Source organism: Cellulosimicrobium cellulans (assembly GCF_042723955.1).
Lineage (GTDB): Bacteria > Actinomycetota > Actinomycetes > Actinomycetales > Cellulomonadaceae > Cellulosimicrobium > Cellulosimicrobium cellulans_H.
In genome coordinates, this window is the sequence record NZ_JBHXIC010000022.1 from 25803 (window position 1) to 47884 (window position 22082).

Sequence of the window (22082 nt, forward strand, 5' to 3'; positions counted from 1 at the left end):
GTGATGTGACGAACCTGGCCTTCGCGGCCGGGCGTCCCGTGCGGGGCGCCCGGTCTGTCCGTCGTCGTGCGCCCGCGGTCCGCGCGGCGTTCGCGCTGCTCGTGGCGCTCGTCGCGACCCTGGTCCTCGCCGCGTGCACCGAGCCGGAGGACGCGACCCCGACACCGCTGAACACCGACCTCACGGTGATCGGCTCGTCGGGCGCGCCGCCCGAGCTGCAGTACCGCGCCCCGCTCGACGTCCCCGAGGCGACCTCGGAGGTCGTGTGGCCCGGCGCCGGCGCCGAGCTCGTCGACGGCGGGCCGCTCCTGCTCAACATCTACGCCGAGGACGTGCGCGACGGGACGGTCCTGCAGAACACGTACACCGACGCGCCGCGCTGGCGCGCGTTGACGGACGAGTCGATCGGGCGCGACCTGCGCGACCTCCTGCGCGGCCAGCGCGTGGGCGCCCGCCTCCTGCGGCTCGAGGAGGACGACGGCGTCCCGGTCGCGCTGGTCGTGGACGTGCTGCCGACGCGAGCGTCGGGCGAGGCGGTCGCCCCCGTGGAGGGCCTGCCGACGGTGACGCTCGCCGAGGACGGGGCCCCGAGCATCACGGTGCCGCCCGAGACGGCCGCGCCCGCGGGGCTCGTGGTGCAGCCGCTGATCCGGGGCGACGGACGCCAGGTCGAGGTGGGCCAGGTCGTCACGGTCCGGTACACGGGCGTGCGCTGGTCCGACGGTGAGGTCTTCGACTCGACCTGGGGCAAGGACGCCGCGCCCCTCTCGATCATGATCGGCATCGGCGAGGTCATCGACGGCTGGGAGCAGGGCCTCCTCGAGCAGTCGGTCGGCAGCCAGGTGCTGCTCGTCGTCCCGCCCGACCTCGCGTACGGCGAGACGGCCAACCCGCTCGCGGGCGAGACCCTCGTCTACGTCGTGGACATCCTCGACGCCCAGTTCCCGGTGACCGCGGAGGAGGCCGCCGAGGACGGCGCCGACGGCACCGGCACCGACACGACCGGCGACGCGCCGGCCGACCAAGGAGAGTCCTCATGACCGTCGCGATCCGCGTGATCCCGTGCCTCGACGTCGACGCGGGTCGCGTCGTCAAGGGCGTGAACTTCGAGAACCTGCGCGACGCGGGCGACCCCGTCGAGCTCGCCTCCCGCTACGACGCCGAGGGTGCGGACGAGCTGACGTTCCTCGACGTCTCGGCGTCCTCGGGCAACCGGGAGACGACGTACGACGTCGTGCGGCGCACGGCCGAGCAGGTCTTCGTGCCGCTCACCGTCGGCGGCGGAGTGCGCTCGGCCCAGGACGTGGACCGCCTCCTGCGCGCCGGCGCGGACAAGGTCGGGGTGAACACGGCGGCGATCGCCCGCCCCGAGCTCATCGCCGAGATCGCCGACCGCTTCGGCAGCCAGGTGCTCGTCCTGTCGGTCGACGCGCGGCGTACGACGGGCGACGTGCGCACGCAGTCCGGGTACGAGGTCACGACCCACGGCGGCCGCCGCGGGACGGGCATCGACGCGGTGGAGTGGGCGGCGCGTGCCGCGGAGCTCGGGGCGGGCGAGATCCTCCTCAACTCCATGGACGCCGACGGCACGACGGCTGGCTTCGACCTCGAGATGCTCGCCGCGGTGCGCGCCGAGGTCCGGGTCCCGCTCGTCGCGAGCGGGGGCGCCGGGACGCCCGAGCACTTCGTGGCCGCTGCCCGCGCCGGGGCCGACGCCGTGCTCGCGGCGAGCGTCTTCCACTTCGGCGCCCTGACGGTCGCCCAGGTCAAGGACTCGATGCGCGCGCAGGGCGTCGAGGTGCGCTGAGCGCGCCCGACCCTGCGGGGTCGACGAGGTGCGCCGTCGAATTCCGTCGGGGCCCGTCAGGGGTGCATGAGAAGATCGTGCAACCCCCTGAACGAAAGACGAGGACCGTCCCGTGCCCGGCAGCAGGACGCGCCCCACCGGCGCCGACGCCCAGCCCGCCCCGACCGATCTGCCGGCCCCGACGGACCGGCCCGACCCGCCCCCGGACCAGCTCCTCGACGAGCCGACCGTCCGGCGGCCGCACGCCCTGACCGGGTCGCGCGTGCGCCGGTCGCTCGCCCTCATGGGCCGCGGCATCCGCGACGAGCCGCGCACGTACGCGCTGGCCATCGGGTCCTCCGCGCTCTTCGGGGCGCTCACCGTCGCCGTGAGCAGCGCGATCGGCACCGCGACGGACGAGGTCGTCGTCCCCGCGCTCGCCGGCGACGAGGCCGCGCGCGGCCGTATCTGGGTAGCGGGACTCGTCCTCGCAGGCATCGCGGTCTCGCTCGCGGCGAGCGTGGCCGCGCGCCGCATCTTCGCGGGCAACGGGTACGCCGCGCTCCAGGCACGGCACCGCACGGCGGTGACGCGCCAGTACCTGCGCCTCCCCATGTCGTGGCACCGCTCGCACCCGGCGGGCCAGCTGCTGTCGAACGCGAACTCCGACGTCGAGGCAGCGACGGGAGTGTTCAACCCGCTCCCGTTCGCGCTCGGTGTCGTCGTCATGATCGGCGTCGCCGCGGTGATGCTCTTCCGCGTGGACGTCTGGCTCGCGTGCGCCGCGCTCGTCGTGATCCCGGTCGCGATCGCGGTGAACATCGTCTTCCAGCGCTACATGTCGCCCGCGATCACACGCGCGCAGCAGCTCCGGGCCGAGGTCTCGGACGTCGCGCACGAGAGCTTCGAGGCCGCCCTGCTCGTCACGTCGCTCGGCACCGCGGACCGCGAGGAGCGGCGCTTCGCCGAGCGCACCGACGAGCTGCGCGCCGCGAACGTGCGCGTCGGCGTCGTCCGGGCGTTCTTCGACCCGGTCATCGAGCTCCTGCCGTCGCTCGGCACCCTCCTCGTCCTGGCCGTCGGGACCGTCCGGCTCACCTCGGGCGGCGTCGCGGCGGGCGACATCGTCACCGCCGCCTACCTCCTCACCGTCATGGCCGTCCCCGTCCGGGCGTTCGGGTGGGTGCTCGGCGAGCTCCCGCGCGCCCTCGTCGGGTACGAGCGCATCAGCCGCGTCGTCGACTCGGGCGGGGTCCTGCGTCCGGGCACGGGCGGGCTCCCCGGAGCCGGGTCCGGGATGCGGGTGCGCCTCGACGGCGTCGGCGTCGACGTCCGGGCGGGCGGCCGCGAGATCACGCTGCTCGACGGCATCGACCTCACCGTCGCGCCGGGCACCACGGTCGCCGTCGTCGGCCCGACGGGTGCGGGCAAGACGACGCTCGTGTCGCTCCTCGCTCGGCTCTCGGACCCGACGCGCGGCCGCGTGCTGCTCGACGGCACCGACGTGCGCGACGTGCGCGAGGCCGACCTCACCGCCCAGGTCGCGCTCGTCGCGCAGCAGGCGTTCGTCTTCGAGGACACCGTCCGCGCCAACGTCACGCTCGTGGACGACGGCGACCCGGGTCCCGACGACGACCAGGTCTGGGAGGCGTTGCGCCTCGCGCGGGTCGACGACGTCGTCGACCAGCTCCCGGAGGGTCTCGACGCGCCGCTGGGGGAGCGCGGGGCGAACCTGTCGGGCGGCCAGCGGCAACGGCTCGCGATCGCCCGGGCCCTCGTGCGTCGCCCGCGCCTGCTCGTGCTCGACGACGCGACGTCCGCCGTGGACCCGCGCGTCGAGCAGCAGATCCTCGCGGGCCTCGCGCGCGAGGGGGCCGACCGGCCGACCGTCGTCATGGTGGCGTACCGCATGTCGAGCGTCGCGCTCGCGGACGTCGTCGTGCACGTGGAGTCCGGCCGCGTGGTCGACGTCGGGACGCACGACGAGCTGCTCGCGCGCGACGCCGGGTACCGCGAGCTCGCGACCGCGTACGCGCGCGAGGCGGAACGGCGCGAGCAGGAACGTGCCGACGCCACGGACGACACGGCGCGCGAGGCGGCCGAGGACGGCCGGGACGGACAGGACGGGGACCGCCGGAGCGACGACCTCGAGCGGCAGGAAGAGACCGAGGAGGACGACGTCGTGCGGCACGTCGAGACGGGGGCGCTGGAGGAATGAGCCGGACCACCACGCAGAGCGAGCGCACCGACGCCCGGAGCGCGGCGCCCGCTCCCGACGCACCCGGCCGCGCCGCCGACGCCCGCATCGCCTCGGCGAGCTCGCTGGGCGTCCTCGCCACCCTGCGCCGAGGCGTCCAGGTGTCGCCGCAGATACTCGACGGGATCTGGATCACGCTCGGGCTCGCGGTCGCGGCCGCGCTGGGTCGCGTCGTCGTCCCGGTGACCGTCCAGCAGACCGTCGACACCGGCGTGCTCGCCGACGGCGGGCCGGACACGACTCGCGTCGCGGTGCTCGTCGGCGTGGCCGCGGTCGTCATCGTCCTCGCGGGCCTCTGCTCGGCATTCGTCAACGTCCGCCTGTTCCGTTCGACCGAGGCGGGCCTCGCCGGCCTGCGCGTGCGGGCGTTCCGGCACGTGCACGACCTGTCCGTGCTCACGCAGAACACCGAGCGGCGCGGGTCGCTCGTCTCGCGCGTCACGAGCGACGTCGACACCATCTCGCTCTTCGTCCAGTGGGGCGGCATCATGCTGCTCGTCTCGGTGCTCCAGATCGGCGTCGCGACGGTCCTCATGGCCGTCTACTCGTGGCAGCTCACGCTCGTGGTCTGGGCGTGCTTCGTCCCGCTGTTCCTCGTCCTGCGGCCCGCGCAGGCGCGCGTCAACGACGCGTACACGCAGGTCAGGGCGCGCGTCGGGGGGATGCTCGGCGCGATCTCCGAGTCGATCGTCGGGGCCGAGACCATCCGCGCGTACGGCGCGGGCGCCCGCACCGCGCGGCGCATCGACGCCGCGGTCGACGCGACCCGGCGCGCCATGGTCCGGGCGCAGAAGCTCGTCGCCGTCGTCTTCTCGAGCGGCGTGCTCGTCGCGAACCTCGTGCTCGCCGTGGTCGTCGTGGTCGGGTCGTACCTCGGGGTGGCCGGTGACATCTCGGTCGGTCAGCTCCTCGCGTTCCTCTTCCTCGTCCAGCTCTTCACGGGCCCCGTGCAGATGGCGACCGAGATCCTCAACGAGCTCCAGAACGCCGTCGCCGGGTGGCGACGGGTCCTCGCGGTCCTGGAGACGCCCGTCGAGGTGGTCGACAAGGGTGACGCGGGGGAGCGCAGCCCGCGTGGCCCCGCCCACGTGCGGCTCGAGGGCGTCCGGTTCGCCTACCCCGACGGCCCGGAGGTGCTGCACGGCGTCGACCTCGACCTCCCGGCGCGCGCGTCCGTCGCCGTCGTCGGCGCGACCGGCTCGGGCAAGACGACGATCGCCAAGCTCGTCACCCGGCTCATGGATCCGACGGCCGGACGCGTGCTGCTCGACGGCGCCGACCTGCGCGACCTCGCGGTCGACTCCCTGCGCGAGCGCGTCGTGCTCGTGCCCCAGGAGGGCTTCCTGTTCGACGGCACGCTCGCGGACAACGTGGCCTACGGCCTGCGCGGCGACGCCGAGCAGGAGCCCGACGCCGCTCGTCGCGTCCGGATCGAGGCCGCCGTCGAGCGGCTCGGGCTCACCGACTGGGTCGCGGACCTGCCCGACGGGCTCGACTCGCCGGTCGGGCAGCGCGGCGAGTCGCTCTCCGCCGGGGAGCGGCAGCTCGTCGCCCTGGTGCGGGCCTACCTCGCCGAGGCCGACCTGCTCGTCCTCGACGAGGCGACGTCCGCCGTCGACCCCGCGACCGAGGTCCGCATCGCCCGCGCCCTCGCATCCCTCACCGCGGGTCGCTCCACCCTGACCATCGCGCACCGCCTCTCCACCGCCGAGGCGGCCGACCTCGTCGTGGTGGTGGACGCGGGCCACGTCGTCGAGGTCGGACACCACGACGACCTCGCGCGCGCCGGCGGCGTCTACGCCCGCATGCACGACGCCTGGGTCTCCCAGACCCGCTGAGCCGTGTGCCGACCTGGTGCGACGACTCGCGACGGGGCGGGACGAGGGCGAGACGGGGACCGAGGTCGCCCCGGCGTCTGGCAGGATTCTCGGGTGCCCGACTCCACGACCGGACCCACGACCGACACCGCGCTCGACCCCGAGATCGCCGCGCGCCTCAAGCGCGACGAGCACGGCCTGGTCGCCGCGATCGTCCAGCAGCACGACACGGGCGACGTGCTCATGCTCGGCTGGATGGACGACGAGGCGTTGCACCGGACGCTGACGACCGGGCGCGTGACGTTCTGGAGCCGCTCCCGGCAGGAGTACTGGCGCAAGGGCGACACGTCCGGCCACGTGCAGGTCGTGCGCTCGGTCGCCCTCGACTGCGACGGGGACGCGCTGCTCGTGCGTGTCCACCAGGTGGGGGCCGCGTGCCACACCGGCACCCGCACGTGCTTCGAGGCCGGCGGAGACCTGGGCGCCGTCGTCGGCGACCTGCCCGCCGGCGACCCCTCGACCACGCCCGACCCCGATCCTGAGGAGGAGAACCAGTGAGCGCGACCGTCGACCCGGCCGAGACCACCACCGTCCCCGCGGGCGGTCCCGCGTGGGGCGCGACGTGGCCCGTGCTCGACGGCTTCCGCGCGCTGGCCACCTCGCGCCGGGTGGTTCCCGTCGTGCGGCGCCTGCTGGCCGACGACGTCACGCCCGTCGGGCTGTACCGCACGTTGGCGCAGGGCCGGCCGGGCACCTTCGTCCTGGAGTCCGCGGAGTCGGACGGCCGCTGGGCCCGGTACTCGTTCGTCGGCGTCGCGTCCCGCGCGACGCTCACGGCGCGCGACGGCCGGGCGGTCTGGTCCGGCGACGTGCCCGCGGGCGTCCCGCTCGAGGGGGACGTCGTGGAGGTGCTCGAGGCGACGCTCGACGTGCTGCGCACGCCGGCCGTCGAAGGGCTGCCGCCGCTCACGGGTGGCCTGGCGGGCGCGATCGGCTGGGACGTGATCAGGCACTGGGAGCCGACCCTGCCGTCGGACGCGCCCGACGAGCTGGGCGTGCCCGAGCTCACGCTGTGCCTCGCGACGGACCTCGCGGTCGTCGACCACGCGGAGGGCAGCGTGTGGCTCGTCGCCAACGCGATCAACTTCGACGACACGGACGAGCGCGTCGACGAGGCCTACGCGGACGCCGTCGCACGCCTGGACGCGATGCAGGCGCGCCTGATGGCCGGCGGCGCGCACGTCGCGTCGGTCGTCGCGCGGGACGTCACCGAGCCGGCGCTCGAGTTCCGCTCGACGCGCGACGAGTTCGAGGCGTCGGTCGTCGCGGGCAAGGACGCGATCCGTGAGGGCGAGGTGTTCCAGGTGGTGCTGTCCCAGCGCCTGGACCTCGACTGCCCGGCGGACCCGCTCGACGTCTACCGCGCGCTGCGGACGATCAACCCGAGCCCGTACATGTACTACTTCCAGCTCACGGACGCGGACGGGCGGGACTTCGCGGTCGTCGGGTCCAGCCCGGAGACCCTCGTGAAGGTCGAGGACGGCCGCGTCACGACGTTCCCGATCGCCGGCTCGCGGCCGCGCGGCGCGACGCCGGAGGAGGACGTGGCGCTCGGGGAGGAGCTCCTCCAGGACCCGAAGGAGCTCGCCGAGCACATCATGCTCGTGGACCTGTCGCGCAACGACCTCGTGAAGGTGTGCGAGCCGACGTCGGTCGAGGTCGTGGAGTTCATGGCGACCAAGCGGTTCAGCCACATCATGCACCTGTGCTCGACGGTCGTCGGGACGCTGCGCGACGGCGCGACCGCGCTCGACGCGTTCCGCGCGACGTTCCCGGCCGGCACGCTCTCGGGCGCGCCCAAGCCCCGTGCGATCGCCCTCATCGACGAGCTCGAGCCCGCGTCGCGCGGGATCTACGGTGGGACCGCGGGGTACTTCGACTTCGACGGGAACATGGACATGGCCATCGCGATCCGGACGGCGCTGATCCGCGACGGTCGGGCGAGTGTCCAGGCCGGCGGCGGTATCGTCGCCGACTCGGTGCCGGCGCTGGAGTACGCGGAGTCGCGCAACAAGGCGGCCGCCGCGGTCCGGGCCGTCCAGGTCGCCGCGCGGCTGCGGGGGCTCGCGTGAGCCGGCCGGCCGGGCCGAGCCGGCGCACCGCGATCTGGGTCCTGCTCCTGCTCGGGGGCGCGACCCTCGCGACGGCCGTGCCGACCTGGCTGAGCACGACCGGCGCGACGGCGCTCGACCCGGAGGTCGAGGTGACCGTCGCCGGGACGTCGGCCGCGCCCGGGGTGAGCGCGTCGGCGCTCGTGCTCGTCGCCGCCGCGCTCGCGCTGGGGCTCGTGGGCCGCGTGGGCCGATGGGTCGTGCTCGCCGTCGCTGCGGCGAGCGGCGTCGTCACGACCGTCTCCGCGCTCGGTGTCGCGCTCGACCCGGAGCCGAGCGCGCGCTCGGCCGTCGCGGACGCGACCGGGGTCACGGAGCTCACGGCCCCGGTCGACCTGACCGTCGCGCCCTGGCTCGCGGCGGCGCTCGGCGTCCTCACGGTGCTCGCCGTGGTGTGGGTCGCCGTCGGCTCGCGGTCGTGGGTCGGCGCGTCGACGCGGCACGAGCGTGCGGCCGGTGCGACGCCGCCCACCCCCTCGGCGGCAGCGGGGACGACGACGACGGCGCCCGAAGGACGGCCGGACCCGTCCGGGGCCACGGAGCCAGCCTCGCCCGACGACCTCACCGACCACGACGCGTGGGACGCGCTGTCCCGCGGCGAGGACCCCACGGACCGCTGAGCAGCGCGGACACCCCCTCGCGCCGACATGAGCGGCGGCCGTGCGGGGACGGGCACCGGCCCGGTCCGATAGGCTCTGACCACATCTTGACGAAAGGCACGACCCTCATGGCCGAGAACCAGCAGACCACCGAGATCGCCTACCTGCCGCCCGCGGCACCGCCCACGAACCACGGCCACACCGTCGCCGCGTGGTTCACGATGATCGGCATCATGGTCGGGTCCCTCGTGGCCGCGATCGGGGTGGTCATCGCCGCCGTCTGGCTGTTCTGGGTCGGCATGGGTGTCGTGGCCGTCGCGCTGATCGGCGGGCTCGTGCTGCGGAACGCGGGCTACGGCCAGAAGCAGGCCACGCGGTGACGCAGCCGCCGGGACCCGGCCCGTACGACCCCGCAGGCCCGCAGGACGGGTCGCAGGCGCCGTACGGCTCGTCGGCGCCCGGCGGCCCGCAGCCCCCGGCGGGCGACCCCGCGGGGGCGCCCTATGCGGCGCAGCCGCAGTACCCCGCCGCGCCGTACCCCGGCCAGCAGTACCCCGGCCAGCAGTACCCGGCGGGCGCCTATGGTGCGCCGCCGTACTACCCCAAGAACAGTCTGGCCATCTGGTCGCTCGTGCTGGGGATCGCCGCGTTCGTGCTGAGCTGCGGCTTCGTCACGGGCATCCCGGCGGTGATCGTCGGCAACGCCGCGAAGCGCGCGGTCGCCGAGGGACAGGCGGACAACGACGGCATGGCGACGGCGGGGATCATCCTCGGCTGGGTCGCGATCGGGCTGTCGGTCGTCGGTGTCCTCGTCGCCCTCCTCTTCTTCCCTGCCTTCTTCGCCTGGGTCGGCACGATCCCGGACCAGTACTGACGGGTGCGCACGTGACGTCCGAGGCCGTCCGACGTCGACGGGTCCCGCGAGCGGTGCAGGCCCCGCTCGTGGTGGGCGTCCTGGTCGCCGCGGCGACGGCCTACGTCGGCGCCGTCGACCCGAACCGACCGGGGCACTACGTCACGTGCCCCCTCCTCGCGCTGACCGGCCTCGCATGCCCGGGGTGCGGCGGTCTGCGCGCCACGCACGACCTCGTGCACCTCGACCTCGCCGCCGCCTGGTCGATGAACCCCCTGTGGGTCCTCGTCGCGCCGTTGCTCGTGGTGCTGTGGGCCACGTGGCTCGTGCGGGCCTGGCGGCGGCGCCCGGCTCCCCGCCTCCCGGCCTGGCTCGCGTGGGCCTCGCTGGGTGTCCTCGTGCTCTTCGGCGTCCTGCGGAACGTGCCCGCCCTCGTCCCGTGGCTCGGCCCGGTGGCGGCCTGAGACGGTCCGTCAGCCCCGCGACTGTCGTCTCGGGGGCTGGGCCGTGGTCATCGTCACTCGGGGTCGGCTCTACGATGGCAGGTACCTCCCTGTCAACGGGTCGGCCGAACCTGTGGGTGCACGACGGCCGACCGGCCCGGCCGGGGGGCGGGACGACACGGGGAGTGGTGGGACGATGACGGTTCTGGACGACATCGTCGCGGGCGTGCGCGAGGACCTCGCGACGCGTCAGGCGACGACCTCGCTCGACGAGCTGAAGGAACGTGCCGCCCGTGTCCCCGGGGCGCTCGAGGTCGTGAGCCGCCTCAAGGCGGACGACGCCGTCGCGGTCATCGCCGAGGTGAAGCGCTCGAGCCCGAGCAAGGGTGCGCTGGCGGCGATCTCCGACCCGGCCGAGCTCGCGGGGGAGTACGAGAAGGGCGGCGCGGCCGCGATCTCCGTGCTCACCGAGCAGCGCCGCTTCAACGGGAGCCTCGCCGACCTCGACGCGGTGCGCGCCCGGGTCGACGTCCCGGTGCTCCGCAAGGACTTCGTCGTGACGCCGTACCAGGTGTGGGAGGCCCGCGCCCACGGTGCGGACATCGTGCTCCTCATCGTCGCCGCGCTCGAGCAGACCGTGCTCACGTCGCTCGTCGAGCGCGTCCACTCGCTCGGCATGACCGCGCTCGTCGAGGTGCACACGATCGACGAGGTGTCGCGCGCGCTCGACGCAGGGGCACGCGTCGTGGGCGTGAACTCGCGCGACCTCAAGACGCTCGACGTCGACCGCACGACCTTCGCGCGCCTGGCACCGGCCATCCCGGACGAGGTCGTCCGCATCGCCGAGTCCGGCGTCCGCGGTCCGCACGACGTCATGGACTACGCCCGTTCCGGTGCGCACGCGGTGCTCGTCGGCGAGGCGCTCGTGACCGACGACGCCCCGCGCGCGTCCGTCGCGGACCTCGTCGCGGCCGGGTCGCACCCGTCGCTGTGGTCCGTGCGGCCCTGAGGCACGACGGCCCCGTCCGTCACGCCCCAGGCGCCGCGCCCCGGCCCAGCACACCCGACCACGCAGGAGGACCGGCCCCGTGCCCGACTCGACGTCTTCGACCACCCCCCGGAGTGCCGAGCACTCCGTGCGCGCCGACCTGACGCGCTCCCTCGCGACCCAGGAGGGTCCCTACTTCGGCGAGTTCGGCGGACGCTTCGTCCCCGAGGCGCTCATCGCCGCGCTCGACGAGCTGGAGACCGAGTACCGCAAGGCGCTCGACGACCCCGCGTTCGTGAACGAGCTCGCGCGCCTCCAGCGCGAGTACACCGGGCGCCCCAGCCCGCTCACCGAGGTGCCGCGCTTCGCCCAGCACGCGGGCGGCTCGCGCGTGTTCCTCAAGCGTGAGGACCTCAACCACACCGGCTCGCACAAGATCAACAACGTCCTCGGCCAGGCGCTGCTCGTGAAGCGCATGGGCAAGACCCGCGTGATCGCCGAGACCGGGGCGGGCCAGCACGGGGTCGCGACGGCGACGGCCGCGGCCCTGCTCGACCTCGAGTGCGTCGTGTACATGGGCGAGGAGGACACGCAGCGCCAGGCGCTCAACGTGGCCCGCATGCGCCTGCTCGGTGCGGAGGTCGTCCCCGTGACGATCGGGCAACGCACGCTCAAGGACGCGATCAACGAGGCGCTGCGCGACTGGGTCGCGAACGTCGACACGACCCACTACCTCCTGGGCACCGTGACCGGCCCCCACCCCTTCCCCGAGATGGTGCGCGAGTTCCACCGCGTCATCGGCGAGGAGGCGCGCACGCAGATCCTCGACCGCATCGGGCGGCTGCCGGACGCGCTCGCGGCGTGCGTCGGCGGCGGGTCCAACGCGCTCGGCCTGTTCAACGCGTTCCTCGACGACGACGCGGTCGAGCTCTACGGCTTCGAGGCCGGGGGCGAGGGCGTGGAGACCGGTCGGCACGCGGCCCGCTTCAGCGGCGGCGCCCCGGGCGTCCTGCACGGTGCACGCTCCTACCTGCTCCAGGACGACGACGGCCAGACGCTCCCGAGCCACTCCGTCTCCGCCGGGCTGGACTACCCGAGCGTCGGCCCGGCGCACTCGTGGCTCCACGACCTCGGGCGCGCGACCTACCAGCCGGTGACCGACTCCGAGGCGATGGAGGCGTTCCGGCTGCTGTGCCGCACGGAGGGCATCATCCCCGCGATCGAGTCGGCGCACGCGCTCGCCGGGGCCCTGCGGATAGGCCGCGAGGCTGCCGCCGCCGGCCGCACCGACCACGTGATCCTGGTGAACCTCTCCGGGCGCGGGGACAAGGACGTCGCGACCGCCGCCCGGTGGTTCGACCTCGTGGACGACGACGCGATCGCCGAGACGGCGACGGGCACGGAGGGACAGCTGTGAGCGCGGCGCAGACCAAGGACGCCCCCGGGGCGCCGACCACGGGGACGGCGTCGGTCACGGCGCGTCGCCTGCTCGAGCTCCGCGCGGAGGGCCGCGCAGGGCTCGTGGGCTACCTGCCGGTCGGTTTCCCGACCGTGGACAGCTCGATCGAGGCGGCGCTAGCGCTCGTCGAGTCGGGCGTGGACGTGCTGGAGCTCGGCATCCCGTACACCGACCCGGTGATGGACGGCCCGGTCATCCAGGCCGCCGCGCAGACCGCGCTCGACGCGGGCGTCCGCGTCGCGGACGTGTTCCGCGTCGTCGCGGCCGTCACGGAGCGCACGGGCGGGCGGGTCCCCGTCCTCGTCATGACGTACTGGAACCCGGTCCTGCGCTACGGCGTCGACGCGTTCGCGCGCGACCTCGCCGCCGCCGGGGGCGCCGGGCTCATCACGCCGGACCTCATCCCCGACGAGGGCCGCACCTGGCTGGACGCGTCGGAGGCGTACGGCCTCGACCGCGTCTTCCTCGTCGCGCCCAGCTCGACCGCCGAGCGCCTGCGGCTCACCGCCCGGGCATCGCGCGGGTTCGTCTACGCCGCCTCGACGATGGGCGTGACGGGCGTGCGCGCCGCGGTCGGGCCGCAGGCGGCGCGCCTGGTCGCCGACACGCGCGGAGCGGGCGCCGACCTCGTCTGCGTCGGCCTGGGCGTCTCCACGGCCGAGCAGGCCGCCGAGGTGGGTCGCTACGCCGACGGCGTCATCGTCGGCTCCGCCTTCGTGCGCCCCCTGCTGGCCGACGCCCCGTGGGACGAGCGGATCGCCGCGCTCAAGCAGGTCGCCGCCGCGCTCGCCGCGGGCGTCCGTACGGGCAGGGAAGGGGCCGGCGACGACGTCCCGGCCGCCGCGACGACGTCCGGAGAGGTGGTCGTATGAGCGCCGCGCTCGCCGTCGGGCAGCTCGTGGAGGCCGCGGGTGCCCTGCCCGCCGCGATCCCGAGCCCCCCGCAGCACACGTGGTACGTCGGGCCGTTCCCGATCCGGGCGTACGCGCTCGCGATCCTCGCGGGCATCGCCGTGGCCCTCTGGCTCACGCGGCGCCGCTGGGTGGAGCGCGGGGGAGAGGCGGACGACGTCCTGGAGATCGCCTTCTGGGCGGTCCCGTTCGGGATCATCGGCGGACGTCTGTACCACGTGTTCTCGACGCCGGACCCGTACTGGGGCCCGAACGGCGACCCCGTCCGCGCGCTCTACGTGTGGGAGGGCGGCCTCGGCATCTGGGGCGCGGTCGCGCTCGGCGCGGTCGGCGCGTACATCGGGTGCCGCCGCCAGCGCGTGAGCTTCCCCGCGTTCGCCGACGCCCTCGCGCCCGGGCTGCTGCTCGCGCAGGCCGTCGGTCGCCTCGGCAACTGGTTCAACCAGGAGCTCTTCGGCGGGCCCACGACGCTGCCCTGGGGGCTGCGCGTCGACGACTCCGTGGCCGCCGCGGCGGGCTATCCGCCGGGCACCCTGTTCCACCCGACGTTCCTGTACGAGATGGTCTGGAACATCGGTGCTGCCCTGCTCCTGATCTACCTGGACCGTCGGTTCCGGCTGGGTCATGGTCGGGTATTCTGGCTCTACGTCTTCGTCTACACGCTCGGTCGGGTGTGGATCGAGATGCTGCGCATCGACGAGGCCGAGCTCGTCCTCGGCCTCCGGCTGAACGTCTGGACCTCGATCCTGGTCGGCGTCGGTGCGTTGATTGCGTTTATCGTTGTCGGGCGTCGCCACCCCGGGCGCGAGGAGACGGTGTCCCTCGACGCTCCGGACGAGGCGCCCACCACGGGGTCCGAGGAGCCGGTCGAGGAGTCGACCGACGACGAGGACCCCTCGACGACCGAGGACTCCGACGACTCGGAGGAGTCCGAGCAGGCAGATGCCGCGCGACCAGACCCCGGTCGCTGAGCATCCGTCATTCATAGGCGAATCCGCCGGGCGACCGCCCGGTGGGTTCTGTCATGTCCATAGGGCCGACGACGTCCCGAATCCCCCAGCTGGAACCAGCCCGGCCGTCTCGGTCGGGCGCCTGTGAGGACGGTGTTGATGACCACGCCGCAGTATCGGGACGCGCACCGGGCACCTGCCCTGTCCGCCCCTCCCACGGCATCCGGTCTGTACGACCCCGCCGCCGAGCACGACGCGTGCGGCGTCGCCTTCGTGGCGACGCTCCGCGGCACGCCCGGACGCGACATCGTTGACGCGGGCCTGACGGCCCTGCTCAACCTCGACCACCGCGGCGCCGTCGGCGCCGAGGAGAACAGCGGCGACGGCGCCGGGATCCTCACGCAGATCCCCGACGCGTTCGTACGCGACGTGGTCGACGCGGAGCTCCCGCCCGCCGGGCACTACGCCATCGGCATGGCCTTCCTCCCGCAGGACGCCGGCGCGGCCGCGGAGGCGGCCCGCGGCGTCGAGGCGATCGCGGCCGAGGAGAAGCTCGAGGTCCTCGCGTGGCGCGACGTGCCCGTGACCGCGGACCTCGTCGGCCCGAGCGCCCGCGCGTCCATGCCGCTGTTCCGCCAGGTCGTCGTCGCGGACCCCGCGCGCGAGCTGTCCGGCGTCGAGCTCGACCGTCGCACGTACCGCCTGCGCAAGCGGGCGGAGAACGAGCTCGGCCTGTTCTTCGCCTCGCTCTCGGCACGCACCCTCACGTACAAGGGCATGCTCACGACGGCGCAGCTCGAGCCGTTCTTCCCCGACCTGTCCGACCCGCGGTACGCGAGCGAGATCGCGCTCGTGCACTCGCGGTTCTCGACGAACACGTTCCCGTCGTGGCCGCTCGCGCAGCCGTTCCGGATGATCGCGCACAACGGCGAGATCAACACGGTGCGCGGCAACCGCAACTGGATGGCGGCGCGCGAGGGCACCCTCGCGAGCGACGCCGTCGGCGACCTCGCGCCGCTCCTGCCGGTGTGCTCGGAGGGGTCGAGCGACTCCGCCAGCTTCGACGAGGTGCTCGAGCTCCTGCACCTGTCGGGCCGCTCGCTGCCGCACGCCGTGCTCATGATGATCCCGGAGGCGTGGGAGAACCACGCCGACATGGACCCGGACCTGCGCGCGTTCTACGAGTACCACTCGACGCTCATGGAGCCGTGGGACGGGCCGGCGTGCCTGAACTTCACCGACGGGACGCTGATCGGCGCGGTCCTGGACCGCAACGGCCTGCGCCCGGGGCGCTACTGGGTGACCGAGGACGGCCTCGTCGTGCTCGCGAGCGAGGCGGGCGTGCTCGACCTCGACCCCGCGACGATCGTCCGCAAGGGCCGCCTCGAGCCGGGTCGCATGTTCCTCGTCGACACCGGCCAGGGCCGGATCATCGAGGACGAGGAGATCAAGTCCCAGCTCGCCGCGCAGCGCCCGTACGCGCAGTGGGTCGCGGAGAACGCGGTCTACCTCGACCAGCTCCCCGAGCGCGAGCACGTCGCGCACAGCCCCGCGTCCGTCGAGCGCCGCCAGCGCGCCTTCGGGTACACGCAGGAGGAGCTCAAGGTCATCCTCACCCCGATGGCCAACACGGGGGCGGAGCCGCTGGGCGCGATGGGCACGGACACCCCCATCGCCGTCCTCGCGAAGCGCCCGCGCCTGCTCTTCGACTACTTCACGCAGATGTTCGCGCAGGTGACGAACCCGCCGCTCGACGCGATCCGCGAGGAGCTCGTCACGTCCATCGGCGGCGCGATCGGCCCGGAGCCGAACCTCCTCGTGGACACGCCCGAGCACGCGCGCAAGCTCATGCTGCCGTTCCCCGTGCTCGACAACGACCAGCTCGCGAAGATCATCCGCGTCGACAAGGACCCGAAGCTCGCCGGCATCTTCCGCGCGGTGACGATCAAGGGCCTGTACCGCGTCGCGGGCGGCGGCGAGTCGCTGCTCGCACGGCTCGAGGAGATCTTCGCCGAGGTCGACGAGCACGTCGCCGCGGGCGCGAGCTTCATCGTGCTGTCGGACCGCGACTCGGACGCCGAGCACGCCCCGATCCCGTCGCTGCTCCTGTCGAGCGCCGTGCACCACCACCTGCTACGTCGGCACACGCGGACCCAGGTGTCGCTCGTCGTCGAGGCCGGCGACGTGCGCGAGGTGCACCACGTCGCGCTGCTCATCGGCTACGGCGCCGCCGCGGTCAACCCGTACCTCGCCATGGAGACGGTCGAGGACCTCGCGCGCCGCGGCTACCTCACGGTCGACCCGGCGAAGGCCGTCGCGAACCTCATCAAGGGGCTCGGCAAGGGCGTGCTCAAGGTCATGAGCAAGATGGGCATCTCGACCATCTCCTCGTACCGCGGCGCCCAGGTGTTCGAGGCGGTCGGCCTGTCCCACGACCTCGTGCAGGCGTTCTTCACGGGAACGACGTCGCGCCTCAGCGGCATCGGGCTCGACGTCGTCGCGGCCGAGGTCGCGGCGCGCCACGTCGACGCGTACCCCAAGTCCGGCAACCACCGCCCGCACGTGCGCCTCACGACGGGCGGCGAGTACCAGTGGCGCCGCGACAGCGAGGAGCACCTGTTCGACCCGGAGACGGTCTTCCGCCTCCAGCACGCCACGCGCGAGCGCCGGTTCGACATCTTCCGCCAGTACACGCACCGCGTGGACGAGCAGTCCTCGCGCCTCATGACGCTGCGCGGCCTCCTCGCGCTGCGCGAAGGCGAGCGCCCCGCGGTCCCGCTCGACGAGGTCGAGCCCGTGAGCGAGATCGTCAAGCGCTTCAACACCGGCGCCATGTCCTACGGGTCGATCTCCGCGGAGGCGCACGAGACCCTCGCGGTCGCGATGAACCGCCTGGGCGGCCGGTCGAACACCGGCGAGGGCGGCGAGGACCCGGAGCGCCTCTACGACCCGGAGCGCCGCTCCAAGGTCAAGCAGATCGCGTCGGGGCGCTTCGGCGTCACGAGCGAGTACCTGACGAATGCGGACGACATCCAGATCAAGCTCGCCCAGGGTGCCAAGCCCGGCGAGGGCGGCCAGCTCCCGGGCCACAAGGTGTACCCGTGGGTCGCCAAGACCCGGCACTCGACGCCGGGCGTCGGGCTCATCTCGCCGCCGCCGCACCACGACATCTACTCGATCGAGGACCTCGCGCAGCTCATCCACGACGCGAAGAACGCGAACCCGGCGGCGCGCATCCACGTCAAGCTCGTCTCCGAGTTCGGCGTCGGGACGGTCGCGACGGGCGTGTCCAAGGCGCACGCGGACGTCGTCCTCATCTCGGGGCACGACGGCGGCACGGGCGCGAGCCCGCTGACGTCGCTCAAGCACGCGGGCACGCCCTGGGAGATCGGCCTCGCCGAGACCCAGCAGACCCTCGTGCTCAACAACCTGCGCGACCGCATCGTCGTCCAGGTCGACGGCCAGATGAAGACGGGCCGCGACGTCGTCGTGGCGGCGCTGCTCGGTGCCGAGGAGTTCGGTTTCGCCACCGCGCCCATGGTCGTCTCGGGCTGCGTCATGATGCGCGTGTGCCACCTGGACACGTGCCCGGTCGGCGTCGCGACGCAGAACCCCGAGCTGCGCGCCCGGTTCACGGGCAAGCCGGAGTTCGTCGTGAACTTCTTCGAGTTCATCGCCGAGGAGGTGCGCGAGTACCTGGCGCGCCTCGGCTTCCGGACCGTCGAGGAGGCCATCGGCCGCGTCGAGCTGCTCGACACGCGCAAGGCGGTCGACCACTGGAAGGCCCAGGGCCTCGACCTCGGGCCCGTGCTCGAGCGGCCCGTGCCGGTCGAGGGTGCGTCGCTGCGCAACACCACGACGCAGGACCACGGCCTCGACAAGGCGCTCGACAACCAGCTCGTCGCGCTGGCCGAGGACGCGCTCGAGCGTCGCGAGCCGGTGCGGATCTCGCTGTCGGTGCGCAACGTGAACCGGACCGTGGGCACGATGCTCGGCCACGAGGTGACCAAGCGGTTCCGCGGCGAGGGCCTGCCCGACGACACGATCGACGTGACCCTCACCGGGTCCGCCGGTCAGTCGCTCGGCGCGTTCCTCCCGCGCGGCGTCACGCTGCGCCTGTTCGGCGACGCGAACGACTACGTCGGCAAGGGCCTGTCGGGCGGGCGGATCGTCGTGCGCCCGGACCGCAACGCGGTCCTCACCGGGTCGAGCAACGTCGTGGCGGGCAACGTCATCGGCTACGGCGCGACGTCGGGCGAGATCTTCCTGCGCGGTCGTGTCGGGGAGCGCTTCGGCGTCCGCAACTCGGGTGCGACGCTCGTCGTCGAGGGCGTGGGCGACCACGGGTGCGAGTACATGACGGGCGGCACCGTCCTCGTGCTCGGCCCGACGGGCCGCAACTTCGGCGCCGGTATGTCCGGCGGCACCGCGTACGTGCTCGACCTCCGCGAGGGCAACGTCAACACGAGCGCCCTCGCGACCGGTGAGCTGGGCCTGAGCCCGCTCGAGGACGCCGAGGTCGCGCTCGTCGAGCAGCTCGTGCGTCGTCACCACGAGGAGACCGGGTCGCCGCTCGCGGCCGAGCTCCTCGAGGACTTCTCCGCGGCCGTCCAGCGCTTCACGCGCGTGCTGCCGACCGACTTCGCCCGCATGCGCTCGGCGCTCGAGAAGGCCGAGTCGGCCGGGCTCGACCCCGCGGCCCCGGGTGTGTGGGACCAGATCTTGGAGGTGGCCCGTGGCTGACCCCCGCGGATTCCTGAAGGTGCGGGAGCGTGAGCTCCCGCCCAACCGCCCGGTGGCCGTGCGCCTGCGGGACTGGAAGGACGTGCACGCGCACCTCGAGGAGGGCCAGGTCTTCCTCAAGGAGCAGGCGGGACGCTGCATGGACTGCGGCATCCCGTTCTGCCACCAGGGGTGCCCGCTCGGCAACCTCATCCCGGAGTGGAACGACCTCGTCTACCGTGACCAGTGGGCCGACGCGATCGACCGCCTGCACGAGACGAACAACTTCCCGGAGTTCACCGGTCGCGTGTGCCCGGCGCCGTGCGAGTCGAGCTGCGTGCTCGGCATCAACCAGCCGGCCGTGACGATCAAGAACGTCGAGGTCTCGATCATCGACGAGGCGTTCGCGCGCGGCTACGTCACGCCGCAGGTGCCGCAGCGCCTCACGGGCTCGACCGTCGCCGTCGTGGGTTCGGGTCCTGCCGGCCTCGCGGCCGCGCAGCAGCTCACGCGCGCCGGTCACACGGTCGCCGTGTACGAGCGGGACGACGCGATCGGCGGGCTGCTGCGCTACGGCATCCCCGACTTCAAGCTCGAGAAGCTCCACATCGACCGCCGCGTGGCGCAGATGGAGGCCGAGGGCACGCGCTTCCGCCCGGGCGTCGAGATCGGCGTCGACATCACGTGGGACGACCTGCGCGCGCGGTACGACGCCGTCGTGGTCGCCACGGGCGCGACCGTCCCGCGCGACCTGTCGATCCCCGGTCGCGAGCTCGACGGCATCCACTTCGCCATGGACTTCCTGCACCAGGCGAACGCGGTGGTGGCCGGTCGTGAGGTCCCCGACCAGATCACGGCCACGGGCAAGCACGTCATCGTCATCGGTGGCGGCGACACCGGGTCGGACTGCCTCGGCACCTCGCTGCGCCAGGGCGCGGCGAGCGTGACGACGCTCGCGATCGGCAAGCAGCCGCCGCTCGAGCGGTCCGCGACCCAGCCGTGGCCGACGGACCCGATCCTGTTCGAGGTGTCCTCGTCCCACGAGGAGGGCGGCGAGCGCGAGTTCCTCGCGTCGACCGTCGAGTTCCTGGGCGACGAGAACGGGGCCGTGCGCGCGCTGCGCGTCGCGGAGACCGAGTACCTGCCCGACGGCCGTCGCGTGCCCAAGGAGGGCACCGAGCGCGAGATCCCCGCGGACCTCGTGCTCGTCGCGATGGGCTTCACCGGGCCGGAGACGGCGACCATCACGACCCAGGCCGGCACGGACCTCACGAGCCGCGGCCTCGTGGCGCGCGGCGACGACTTCGCGTCGTCGCTGCCGGGGGTCTTCGTGGCCGGCGACGCGGGTCGTGGGCAGTCGCTGATCGTGTGGGCGATCGCCGAGGGTCGGGCGGCGGCGGCTTCCGTCGACGCCTACCTTCAGGGAGGGACCGAGCTGCCCGCGCCCGTGCGCGCGAACACCGTGTCCTTGCGCGCTTGACGTGCACCCCGACGTCGGGTGTCCGGCGCCGGGACGATGAGCGGGGCATCCTAGGGAGGGGCACCCCGCGACGACCGGCTCCCGGCCGGTCGGAAGACTAGAGGCTGGAGATATGCGCAGAGCAAAGATCGTCTGCACCATCGGACCCGCGACCGAGTCGAAGGAGCAGCTCCGCGCGCTCGTCGACGCCGGGATGGACGTGGCGCGGATCAACCGCAGCCACGGCAGCGCCGAGGAGCACGCGGCCGTCTACCACGGCGTGCGCGAGGCCGCCGCCGAGTCGGGCCGGTCCGTGGCGGTGCTCGTCGACCTCCAGGGGCCGAAGATCCGTCTGGGCCGCTTCGGCGGCGACGAGAAGCACTGGCTCGAGGAGGGTGACACCTTCACGATCACGACCGAGGACGTCGTCGGCACCAAGGAGCTCGTCTCCACGACGCACAAGGGCCTGCCCGGCGACGCGCGCGTCGGCGACCCGATCCTCATCGACGACGGCAAGGTGCTCGTCCGCGTCACCGCCGTCGAGGGCCCGCGCGTCGTGACGCGCGTCGAGGTCGCCGGCCCGGTGTCGAACAACAAGGGCCTGAACCTCCCGGGCGTCGCCGTCTCCGTGCCGGCGCTGTCCGAGAAGGACCAGGACGACCTGCGCTGGGCGCTCAAGCTCGGTGCGGACATCATCGCGCTGTCCTTCGTGCGGTCCGCGAAGGACTTCGAGGACGTCAAGCGGATCATGGACGAGGAGGGCCGTACGGTCCCCGTCGTCGCCAAGATCGAGAAGCCGCAGGCCGTCGACAACCTCGCCGAGATCGTCGACGCGTTCGACGGCGTCATGGTCGCGCGCGGCGACCTCGCGGTCGAGCTCCCGCTCGAGCAGGTCCCGCTCGTCCAGAAGCGCATCGTCGAGCTCGCGCGCCGCAACGCCAAGCCCGTCATCGTCGCGACGCAGGTGCTCGAGTCCATGACGAACTCGCCGCGCCCGACGCGCGCCGAGGCGTCCGACTGCGCCAACGCCGTCCTCGACGGCGCCGACGCGGTCATGCTCTCGGGCGAGACCAGCGTGGGTGAGTACCCGATCCTCACGGTCCAGACCATGGCCCGCATCATCGAGGCGACGGAGGAGGCCGGCCGCGAGCGCATCGCGCCGCTGGGCTCGACCCCGCACACGCGCGGTGGCGCCATCACGCGCGCCGCCGCCGAGATCGGCGAGATCCTCGGCGCGAAGTACCTCGCGACGTTCACGCAGTCGGGCGACTCCGCGCGCCGCATGTCGCGCCTGCGCTCGTCCATCCCGCTGCTCGCCTTCACGCCGCGCGAGCACGTGCGCAACGTCCTGTCGCTCACGTGGGGCACCCAGACGTACCAGGTGCCCGAGGTGGAGAACACCGACGCGATGGTCGGCCAGGTCGACACGACCCTCCAGGCCAACGGCCTCGCCGAGGTCGGCGACCTCGTGGTCGTCGTCTCCGGCGCCCCCGTGGGCCAGCCGGGCACGACGAACTCGATCCTCGTGCACAAGATCGGCGACCACTCCGACACGCGCGCCTGACGCGATCGCGCCCACGAGGGCGCGTCGTCGCGCAGAGCCCGACGGCGGCGTCCCCCTTCCCGGGGGGCGCCGCCGTCGGTCGTCTGCTGGGTCGTGCCGCGTC

Annotated in this window: 17 protein-coding genes; all 17 read left to right on the forward strand. The window is 73.6% G+C overall.

What is annotated here, in order from left to right; all coding sequences use genetic code 11:
• Positions 1-5 precede the first annotated feature (5 nt).
• Positions 6-1040 (forward strand): FKBP-type peptidyl-prolyl cis-trans isomerase, encoded by a 1035-nt coding sequence (locus ACFWH7_RS08395; RefSeq protein WP_378216045.1) that lies wholly within the window; start codon positions 6-8, stop codon positions 1038-1040.
• Positions 1037-1807, forward strand: coding sequence for an imidazole glycerol phosphate synthase subunit HisF (gene hisF / locus ACFWH7_RS08400; RefSeq protein ID WP_378216046.1), 771 nt, complete (start codon positions 1037-1039; stop codon positions 1805-1807). The genes ACFWH7_RS08395 and hisF overlap by 4 nt, the downstream gene beginning before the upstream one ends.
• A gap of 283 nt (positions 1808-2090) precedes the next feature.
• The gene (locus tag ACFWH7_RS08405; protein WP_378216068.1) at positions 2091-4004 is read left to right on the forward strand and encodes an ABC transporter ATP-binding protein; all 1914 of its coding nucleotides are present in this window, start codon (positions 2091-2093) and stop codon (positions 4002-4004) included.
• On the forward strand, positions 4001-5881 hold the full coding sequence (locus ACFWH7_RS08410; RefSeq protein ID WP_378216047.1) for an ABC transporter ATP-binding protein: 1881 nt from the start codon (positions 4001-4003) through the stop codon (positions 5879-5881). Before ACFWH7_RS08405 ends, ACFWH7_RS08410 begins: the two co-directional genes overlap by 4 nt.
• A gap of 93 nt (positions 5882-5974) precedes the next feature.
• The gene (gene hisI / locus ACFWH7_RS08415) at positions 5975-6418 is read left to right on the forward strand and encodes a phosphoribosyl-AMP cyclohydrolase (RefSeq protein ID WP_378216048.1); all 444 of its coding nucleotides are present in this window, start codon (positions 5975-5977) and stop codon (positions 6416-6418) included.
• Positions 6415-7992, forward strand: coding sequence for an anthranilate synthase component I (locus tag ACFWH7_RS08420; protein ID WP_378216049.1), 1578 nt, complete (start codon positions 6415-6417; stop codon positions 7990-7992). Before hisI ends, ACFWH7_RS08420 begins: the two co-directional genes overlap by 4 nt.
• The gene (locus ACFWH7_RS08425) at positions 7989-8651 is read left to right on the forward strand and encodes a Trp biosynthesis-associated membrane protein (RefSeq protein WP_378216051.1); all 663 of its coding nucleotides are present in this window, start codon (positions 7989-7991) and stop codon (positions 8649-8651) included. The genes ACFWH7_RS08420 and ACFWH7_RS08425 overlap by 4 nt, the downstream gene beginning before the upstream one ends.
• 107 nt (positions 8652-8758) lie before the next feature.
• On the forward strand, positions 8759-9010 hold the full coding sequence (locus ACFWH7_RS08430) for an HGxxPAAW family protein (protein WP_047232845.1): 252 nt from the start codon (positions 8759-8761) through the stop codon (positions 9008-9010).
• Positions 9007-9504 carry a DUF4190 domain-containing protein gene (locus ACFWH7_RS08435; RefSeq protein ID WP_378216052.1) on the forward strand — a complete coding sequence of 166 codons (498 nt, stop codon included), beginning with the start codon at positions 9007-9009 and terminating at the stop codon, positions 9502-9504. Before ACFWH7_RS08430 ends, ACFWH7_RS08435 begins: the two co-directional genes overlap by 4 nt.
• An 11-nt stretch (positions 9505-9515) precedes the next feature.
• Positions 9516-9947 (forward strand): DUF2752 domain-containing protein, encoded by a 432-nt coding sequence (locus ACFWH7_RS08440; RefSeq protein ID WP_378216053.1) that lies wholly within the window; start codon positions 9516-9518, stop codon positions 9945-9947.
• Positions 9948-10122: 175 nt separating this feature from the next.
• Positions 10123-10935, forward strand: coding sequence for an indole-3-glycerol phosphate synthase TrpC (gene trpC / locus ACFWH7_RS08445; protein WP_378216054.1), 813 nt, complete (start codon positions 10123-10125; stop codon positions 10933-10935).
• A gap of 127 nt (positions 10936-11062) precedes the next feature.
• On the forward strand, positions 11063-12331 hold the full coding sequence (gene trpB / locus ACFWH7_RS08450) for a tryptophan synthase subunit beta (RefSeq protein ID WP_378216055.1): 1269 nt from the start codon (positions 11063-11065) through the stop codon (positions 12329-12331).
• A complete protein-coding gene (gene trpA, locus ACFWH7_RS08455) occupies positions 12328-13245 on the forward strand; it encodes a tryptophan synthase subunit alpha (protein WP_378216056.1) in 918 nt (305 codons plus the stop codon). The genes trpB and trpA overlap by 4 nt, the downstream gene beginning before the upstream one ends.
• On the forward strand, positions 13242-14255 hold the full coding sequence (gene lgt, locus ACFWH7_RS08460; protein ID WP_237842862.1) for a prolipoprotein diacylglyceryl transferase: 1014 nt from the start codon (positions 13242-13244) through the stop codon (positions 14253-14255). The genes trpA and lgt overlap by 4 nt, the downstream gene beginning before the upstream one ends.
• 138 nt (positions 14256-14393) lie before the next feature.
• Positions 14394-18977 carry a glutamate synthase large subunit gene (gltB, locus tag ACFWH7_RS08465; protein WP_378216057.1) on the forward strand — a complete coding sequence of 1528 codons (4584 nt, stop codon included), beginning with the start codon at positions 14394-14396 and terminating at the stop codon, positions 18975-18977.
• Positions 18970-20436, forward strand: coding sequence for a glutamate synthase subunit beta (locus tag ACFWH7_RS08470; RefSeq protein WP_378216058.1), 1467 nt, complete (start codon positions 18970-18972; stop codon positions 20434-20436). Before gltB ends, ACFWH7_RS08470 begins: the two co-directional genes overlap by 8 nt.
• Before the next feature lie 112 nt (positions 20437-20548).
• A complete protein-coding gene (pyk, locus tag ACFWH7_RS08475; protein ID WP_047232839.1) occupies positions 20549-21979 on the forward strand; it encodes a pyruvate kinase in 1431 nt (476 codons plus the stop codon).
• The last annotated feature ends 103 nt before the right edge of the window (positions 21980-22082 follow it).

Coding starts and splice junctions, on each gene's coding strand:
- ACFWH7_RS08410 (WP_378216047.1), top strand. CDS start 4,001: ATGAGCCGGACCACCACGCAGAGCGAGCGCACCGACGCCCGGAGCGCG.
- hisF (WP_378216046.1), top strand. CDS start 1,037: ATGACCGTCGCGATCCGCGTGATCCCGTGCCTCGACGTCGACGCGGGT.
- lgt (WP_237842862.1), top strand. CDS start 13,242: ATGAGCGCCGCGCTCGCCGTCGGGCAGCTCGTGGAGGCCGCGGGTGCC.
- ACFWH7_RS08430 (WP_047232845.1), top strand. CDS start 8,759: ATGGCCGAGAACCAGCAGACCACCGAGATCGCCTACCTGCCGCCCGCG.
- gltB (WP_378216057.1), top strand. CDS start 14,394: ATGACCACGCCGCAGTATCGGGACGCGCACCGGGCACCTGCCCTGTCC.
- ACFWH7_RS08405 (WP_378216068.1), top strand. CDS start 2,091: ATGGGCCGCGGCATCCGCGACGAGCCGCGCACGTACGCGCTGGCCATC.
- pyk (WP_047232839.1), top strand. CDS start 20,549: ATGCGCAGAGCAAAGATCGTCTGCACCATCGGACCCGCGACCGAGTCG.
- trpC (WP_378216054.1), top strand. CDS start 10,123: ATGACGGTTCTGGACGACATCGTCGCGGGCGTGCGCGAGGACCTCGCG.